5 protein-coding genes are annotated in these 7,093 nt (G+C 61.2%); 3 read left to right on the forward strand and 2 right to left on the reverse strand.

Annotated elements, in window-relative coordinates:
* The first annotated feature begins 423 nt into the window (after positions 1-423).
* Together ACIQTS_RS17435 and ACIQTS_RS17440 are read left to right on the forward strand one after the other, a co-directional pair.
* Positions 424-2,094, forward strand: a complete 1,671-nt coding sequence (locus ACIQTS_RS17435; RefSeq protein WP_105662732.1) for a thiamine pyrophosphate-binding protein — start codon at positions 424-426, stop codon at positions 2,092-2,094.
* Between the two features lie 70 nt (positions 2,095-2,164).
* Positions 2,165-3,205, forward strand: coding sequence for an endonuclease/exonuclease/phosphatase family protein (locus tag ACIQTS_RS17440; protein WP_402474119.1), 1,041 nt, complete (start codon positions 2,165-2,167; stop codon positions 3,203-3,205).
* Here ACIQTS_RS17440 and ACIQTS_RS17445 read toward each other — a convergent pair.
* Both ACIQTS_RS17445 and ACIQTS_RS17450 read right to left on the reverse strand, forming a co-directional pair.
* Positions 3,202-4,503, reverse strand: a complete 1,302-nt coding sequence (locus ACIQTS_RS17445; protein ID WP_402474121.1) for a D-arabinono-1,4-lactone oxidase — start codon at positions 4,501-4,503, stop codon at positions 3,202-3,204. The genes ACIQTS_RS17440 and ACIQTS_RS17445 overlap by 4 nt on opposite strands.
* Entirely contained in the window at positions 4,500-5,690 is a 1,191-nt protein-coding gene (locus tag ACIQTS_RS17450; RefSeq protein ID WP_105662729.1) for an alanine racemase, read from the reverse strand. Before ACIQTS_RS17450 ends, ACIQTS_RS17445 begins: the two co-directional genes overlap by 4 nt.
* Before the next feature lie 113 nt (positions 5,691-5,803).
* Here ACIQTS_RS17450 and ACIQTS_RS17455 point away from each other — a divergent pair, with 113 nt between their 5' ends.
* Positions 5,804-6,568, forward strand: a complete 765-nt coding sequence (locus ACIQTS_RS17455) for a hypothetical protein (RefSeq protein ID WP_105658967.1) — start codon at positions 5,804-5,806, stop codon at positions 6,566-6,568.
* Positions 6,569-7,093 lie beyond the last annotated feature (525 nt).

A 7,093-nucleotide genomic window follows, 5' to 3' on the forward strand; every position in this document is an offset into this window, starting at 1 on the left:
ATATCAAGTCAACTAAGTGTTATTTCGATAGTATCGAATCTGCAAATTGCTGTACATGGTACTTTCGGATGACACTTCGACCTCGAACACCGAGCCCGGGTGAAACTTTTGGCCCCGTGCACGGCGCGCAGGCCACGGTGGCGCCATTCGGCGTCCGGTGCAGCCAAGCGCGGGGGCAGGACCGAGGTGCGTGGGCGCATCGCTCGGAACGCTGCGAGATCGCCCCCGGGGAAGTGTTAATGGGAAGGCGCACTAGCGGCCTAGCGCCAGGCGCGGTTCCTGCCTTATCATCAGTGAGTCAGGAACATGGCCCCGCCAGGTTCCGGCGCTCTCAAAAGGGGCGATACCCGTTGCGGTCCAGCAACCGGTAACGGCAGACATATATGGAATTTCTTCAGCACGATTTCTTGAAAAGAGTCCATAATGTCTAGCGTTTCAGCTGCCATTGCCCACGCCCTCAAGCCGCTGGCCCCGCGGATCTTCGGATTGATGGGCAACGGCAATGCCCACTTCCTCGACGCCGCAGTGCGTGCAGGCTTCGACTACACCGCCGTGCGCCACGAATCGGCCGCCGTTTCGGCCGCCGACGCCTACTTCCGCATCTCCAATAAGCTGGCCATCGCCTCCACCACTTACGGTGCCGGCTACACCAACACCATCACCGCACTGGCTGAAGCCGCCGCGGCCCGGACCCCGCTGCTGTTCGTCACCGGCGACGCGCCAACTTCCGGCCTGCGTGGATGGGACGTCGACCAGGCCGCGATCGACACAGCAGTGCGAGCGCCGCGCTACGTCGTTGACCGCAACAACCCGGGTGCCATCGCTCTGGAGGCGGCCGCCCTGGCGTTGCGCGAACGGATGCCGGTTGTTTTGGCGATCCCTTATGATTTGGCCGCGGTGGATTCGCTCGAAGAGCAGCTGCCTGATTTCGCCTCCCTGCGCAGCACCCCTCCGGCACCGCAGCTGAACTCCACCCAGCTGGAGCAGATCGCTGGAAAGCTCAACGCCTCGCAGCGCACCCACATCCTCTATGGCCGCGGCGCGATCGATGCCGCGGCGCAGGTCCAGTCGCTGGCGCAGAAGCTGGACGCCACCACCTCGGGTACCCTGCTGGCCCGCGACCTGCTGGACTACGAGTTCGATTTGGGCATCACCGGAGGCTTCTCCACCGAGGCCAACGCCCGGATCATCGCGCAGGCCGATACGGTATTGGTGCTCGGCGCCTCGTTGAACCAGTTCACCATGCGTTTTGGCGATCTGGTCGCGCAGGATGCCAGCTTGATCCAGATCGACCTGGGGTGCGCCGCCACCAACCCGCGCGTGGACTATTTCGCCACCGCCGATGCGACCCTGGCCGCCGCGGACCTGCTCGGTGCGGTGGAGCAGGCGCAGGGCGGATGGCGTTCAAGCCTGGACCTGTCCAATCTGCGCACCCGTCCGGCCGGTGACGACCTGGCCGCCGACGGGCAGCTTGATCCGCGCCGCGTGGCCAGCGAACTGGAGAAGATCCTGCCGGCCAATCGCGTGCTGGTGCAAGACGGCGGCCACTTCATCGGCTGGGGGCCCATGTACTGGTCGACCACCGGTGCACGCTCCTTGAGCTGCGTGGGCACCGCGTACCAGTCCATCGGCCTGGGCATCGCTTCCATGGTGGGCGCAGGCCCGGCGGCGCAGGGGCGCACGGTCGTGCTGGCCGCCGGCGATGGCGGCTTCCTGATGGGCCTGGCGGACCTCGAATCGATCGTTCGCACCGTGGAAAGTGGCGTAATCGTCATCTACAACGACTCCGCGTACGGAGCGGAAATCCACCAGTACGGATCCGTCGGCCTGCACGAAGACCCGATGCTGATCCCGACCGTGGATTTCGCCGGTATCGCCAAGGCCATGGGAGCCACCGGAATCCGCGTTGACACGCTCGAAGACCTCGCCGGGGTCCAGCAGTGGGTGGATGCCGGAGCCCGGGGCGTGTGCCTGGTGGATGCCCGTGTCTCGATGCATGTGCGTGCTCCTTATATGGACGAGGTCCTTTCCGCGAACAAGAAGGCCGCCGCGGCTGCGGCATTACAATCCGGTAAAGGTGGTGGCAAGCGGTAGCCGAACGTCGTAGGGTGGTTGAGTGCGCAAGTTATTAGTCGGAACAGCAAGTCTGGGTCTAGGGGCACTGTTGATATTCCCCGCAACCGGCGCTTTTGCTGCACCCACTGGACCTGGCGACTCGGCGGGTGCCAGCGCAGCGCAGCTTTCCGAGACCTCGCTTCGCGTGGCAACCATCCAGGCAAATCTCAGCGGCGAAACTCCCCAGGAGCTGCCCGCGAACCTGATGCGCGGATCCGACCGCCAGGCGGCGCAGGTTGCAGACAAGATCAGCAGCGCCAATGCGGACGTGGTGGTGCTGACAGATATGGACGCCACCCAGGACGCGGTTGATGCACTGAACGACCAGTATCTGAACAATCCCGACGATGCCCGCGCCGATGTGGAATACGGGTATTCCTACCTGGCCGTGGGCTCCAAGGGCCTGCAAAGCGGTGCCGATCTGAACGCTGATGGCGTCATCGGCGGCGCCGAGGATGCGTGGGGCCAGGCCGCATTCGCCGAGCAGGGTTCGATTGTCGTGCTATCGAAGTACCCGATTGCACAAGACCAGGTCACCAGCGTTTCCCAGCTCAAGTGGCAGGACGTTGCCAACGACATGATGCACCACACCGACTTCTCTGGTGTGCTGGCCGCCTCCATTCCGGTGATGAGCACCGGGCTGTGGGACATTCCCATCCAATACCGTGGCGAGCCGGTGCATATTCTTGCGACCCAAACCCAGCCAGATGCGCAGGACCAGGAATTCGCCAAGGCACGCCAGGCTGATGAGCTGAAGGTTCTCACCGGCTACCTGGCCGGAGAGGACTACGTTCGCACCGATGAGGGCGAGCAAGCAGAAGGAGTCGGCGAAGACCGCTATGTCATCGCCGGCGCACTTGGCTTGCAGGAGAACGCGGCAGATCGCGTTGAACCATTCCTCCAGGGGCTCAAGCGCGCGAATGCTTTGAATGATTCCGGCAGCTACCTAGTCCCCAGCGCAACTTGGCAGGTATTGGGCCAGGGCCGCATCCAGGAGCATCCGCCAAGCAGTCCCCAGCCCCTGCCCGGAACGGTTCCGGACTTGGTGAAAGCATCAAGCCCGCTGATCTGGACCGATGTCCAGTTCTAGATGCCGAGCAAACCCCGCAGATAAGGATTGAGGAATCGTCCCTCCGGATCGGCAGTTTGGCGCACCCTCGTGAAATCGCTGAATTTCGGGTAGAGCTGCGCCAAATCCGCTGCTTGCAGGCTATGTTCCTTGCCCCAATGCGGCCGGCCGCCCAAAGAACGGAAGATCTCTTCCATGGCCGGGAAGTATCCCGGAGCCTTATCCCGAATGTAGCGGTGCACGGCAATGTATGCTGTCTGCCTGCCGCTGGCGGTACCCAACCAAGTGGAGTCCTCGGCCGCGGTACGCACCTCGACAGGGAAGGAAACTCCAATTCCCGAACGCCTGAAATACGCTCGCACCTTCGCGAAAGCTTCATCGAAGCCAGCTAGCGGCAGCGCATACTCCATCTCGGTGAAGCGCACCCGTCGCGCACTGGTGAAAGCTTCATTCCATGGCGCGATGCTGCTGCGCTCCGGCAGGGCCGCGCAAGCCACCTCATTCAATTTGGCAGTGGTCCGGGGGGCCGCTGCGCTCAGCGAGCTGAGCAGCTGCAACGCGCCATTGGAGAGCAGTTCATCGTTCAGCCAGCGGGCCACCGCAGGCGGTTGATCGGCAGGGACCTGGCCGTCGAGCCGGGTATTGATCTTCACCTGGGCTTTGCTGGTGCCCGGGAACCAGAAGAATTCCAGATGGTCTTCTTGCCGGGCACGATCAACAAAGCTTTCGGCGATCTGCCCGATGGGTTCGATGGATTCGGCTGCACGCATCATGTAGTAGGGAACGCACCGCAGCCGAACGTGGGTGAGCACCCCCAGTACTCCCAGGCCAAGCCGGGACGCCTCGAATAATTCGCTATTCTCCTGCGCGCTGGCGCGCAGATGGGTCCCATCGGCCAGCATGAGCTGCACTCCGGTGACCGTTGCGCTGAATCCGCTGAATTCCAGGCCCGTGCCGTGGGTGCCGGTGCTGATTGCTCCAGCGACCGACTGCTTGTCGATATCTCCCATATTCTCCAACGCGAGGTTGAAGGGCCTGAGCAGGGCGGGGATCTGCCAGAGCCGGGTTCCGGCGCGGAACGTCACCTCGTGGGTGCGAGCGTCGACTTCCTCGATGCCGCGAAAGCCATCCAGATTCAGCAAGATCCCGTCGGTATCTGCCAGCGGAGTGAAGGAATGGCTTGCGCCGACGGTGCGCACCGGCTGGTGCTGGTCGGCGGCCTGCTCCAGGCTCTGCGCTAATTCTGCGATGCTGCGCGGAGAATGGACAGCTGCTGGGTGGGAGACCACTGTGCGTGCGAAATTCCTGAAAGTACTCACAGGAATGCTTTCCCTTCTCCACGGTAAGTAGGCCATTGTTCGACGATCCTGCCCTTGGAGTACACCGCCGCCTTATTAACCCGTTCGGCCGGTTCACCGGACTTGGCATGGCGCAGCCACACGGTATCGCCAATGGCAATGCGGTGCGCCGAGGGGCCAGTGAGCGGAGTCTGCACTTCGCCGGCTCCTTCCATGGCCAGGTAGCGAAGCTTCTTGGGATGCTCGATGGTGGGCAAGCGGTCCTTGCCGGCTGGGCCCGATGCGGCCCAACCGCCACCAAGGATGGTGACCGTTCGCTCATCGGGACGGCGGACTACCGGGAATCCCAGGTACAGGGCAGGGGTGGGGCGGAATGCGCGGTAGGAATCGAAGAGCGCGGGCGCGAATAATCCTGAGCCCGCGGCGATTTCGGTTACCGCTGGTTCTTGGATGGTGCTTTCTACCGAACCGGTACCTCCGGCATTTACAAACCGCAGGTCGCCGAGCTCCCGTACCAATTCCACGGTTTCGGCCCGGCGGTCCGCCAGTTCGGCGGCGCTGGCTTGGCGCAGCTTGCGGGCGATCAGTGCCCTGGGGCTGAAACCCCCATCGGGGACCGAAGCGATTTGGGATTCGTAGCCCATCAGCCCGTCCAAGATGAAGTTGCGCCGGCGGTGCACCTGGGCGGCCAGTTCGGCGACCTGTTCCGGCCGGGTCAGCGGGGAACGCGCGGCGCCGATACGGAGGTTGCTGCTGGGGTAATAGGCAGCATCCAGTTCCAGGGCGACCTTCAGCGGCCCGTGCCCCGGTGCGATCCTGTCGATCAAATCCAACTGCTCTTGGGTATCCACCATGAGCGTTACCTCTTCGCGTGCCTGTTCGCTGGCGGCCCACCGGCTGATCGCTTCGGCATCGGTTTGCGGGTAGGCAACCACCAAGTCCTTCAAGCCATGGCTGGCCAGCCATAATGCTTCGGCCAAGGTGAAGCAGAGAACGCCGCGGAAACCGGGCTCATCCAGGACCCGTTCCAATGCCTTGCGTACACGCAGGGATTTGGACGCGATGCGAATCGGCACACCTCCGGCCCGTTCGCGCAGGGCGATCACGTTGGAATCGAAGGCATCCAGATCGAGCAGCGCGACCGGATGCTCCGAGATCCCGGCGCTTTTCAAGGCGTGGTTATACCGTTTGGCCTGAGCGTTCTTCATAGGCCAACTCTTGCACCAGCGTCGGGGAGTTTCAAGGAATTTTTCAAGACGCTTGCTTGAAAGCGCAAAGCCCAAGGTAACTCTCAGGGTCTTGCGGTTAAGCTGGAGCCATCATGAAAAACGATCCGATTTCAATGACTTTGATTGGCAAAGATGGAAAGCCGCGCTCCGGCGTGCAGGACGCCATCATGAAAGGCATCGGCGTGCAGCGCCCGCTGGTGCTTGCCTACATCAAGAGGCTGCGCAAAAAGCACCCTGACGCTACTACTGCCCAGCTGGCAGCTATTGTCGAGCGCGATTACCTGCGCGTAGTTACCGGTTCCGGTGCAGCCGTGGGTGGAACCGCAGCCGTTCCCGCTGTTGGTACCGGTATCGCCCTGGGCCTATCCATAGCTGCGACCCTGGGCTTCCTGGAAGCCTCGGCGCTGTATGCGCAAAGCCTGGCAGAGCTGCACGGCATAGCCATCGACGATCCGGATCGATCACGAGTCCTGGTTATGGGCATCATGATGGGCGATGAGGGCAGCTCGATGATTGCCGGATTGACTTCCCAGGCCGCAGGTCGCGGTGGGGGTCCAATCCAGGGATGGGCCAAGTCATTCGGTGCCAGCAAGTCCACGAGCATCTACTCTGCAATGCAGCGCACCATGCAGAAGAAGTTCCTGCGCAAGATCATTGGCACCCAAGCGGCTAGCACCATCGGCCGTTTGGTTCCGTTTGGGGTCGGCGCGGCCATCGGTGGCGTAGGCAATCGATATATGGCCAAGCGCGTGATCGAGAATGCGGCAGTGGCCTTCGCCGGCATTCCCACGGTGGCGCCAAGCTCTCTGCCCCTGGATGATCCTAGAGTCATTGACGCAGAGATCGTCGAGGACTAGCTGAATCGCGGTAGCCGGCCACTGAGGTGGTCGGCTACCGGCTTTTAAGACGAATTTTTATGCGTTTTACAGATTTTTGCGAGCACCGAACCGCATGAACCCGGGCTTTAACCGGCGCTCCGGAATTAAGTGTGCACGGTCACCGTCAAAAACCACCCACCCGATTTGCAGGACCCCCAAAACCTGTGTATAGTTTTTCCTTGTCGCCGAGAACAAAACGGAAGAAATAACCGGATGTGAAACGGCGGCAGAACCCCAGAAAATCAAGGTTTTTCCACAGTCTTGTGGACAACAATTGAAAAGAATGGGAACTGAGAATACTGGTTCAAATCACAAACAATGGATTTGACTTTCAGGAATTCGAAGTTATAGAATATGAATATAACGCTGGACGAAATTACCGCCTGGAATGGTGGGTAAAGAACCGGTAAGTGTTTGTTGTTTGAGAACTCAATAGTGTGCCAAGTTTGTTGATACCGAATATTTTTATTTGGTGAATACATAACATTTGCTTGAGGCATTGCA

This window comes from Glutamicibacter sp. NPDC090743 (genome assembly GCF_044769125.1).
GTDB lineage: Bacteria > Actinomycetota > Actinomycetes > Actinomycetales > Micrococcaceae > Glutamicibacter.

Coding starts and splice junctions, on each gene's coding strand:
- ACIQTS_RS17435 (WP_105662732.1), top strand. CDS start 424: ATGTCTAGCGTTTCAGCTGCCATTGCCCACGCCCTCAAGCCGCTGGCC.
- ACIQTS_RS17450 (WP_105662729.1), bottom strand. CDS start 5,690: ATGAAGAACGCTCAGGCCAAACGGTATAACCACGCCTTGAAAAGCGCC.
- ACIQTS_RS17455 (WP_105658967.1), top strand. CDS start 5,804: ATGAAAAACGATCCGATTTCAATGACTTTGATTGGCAAAGATGGAAAG.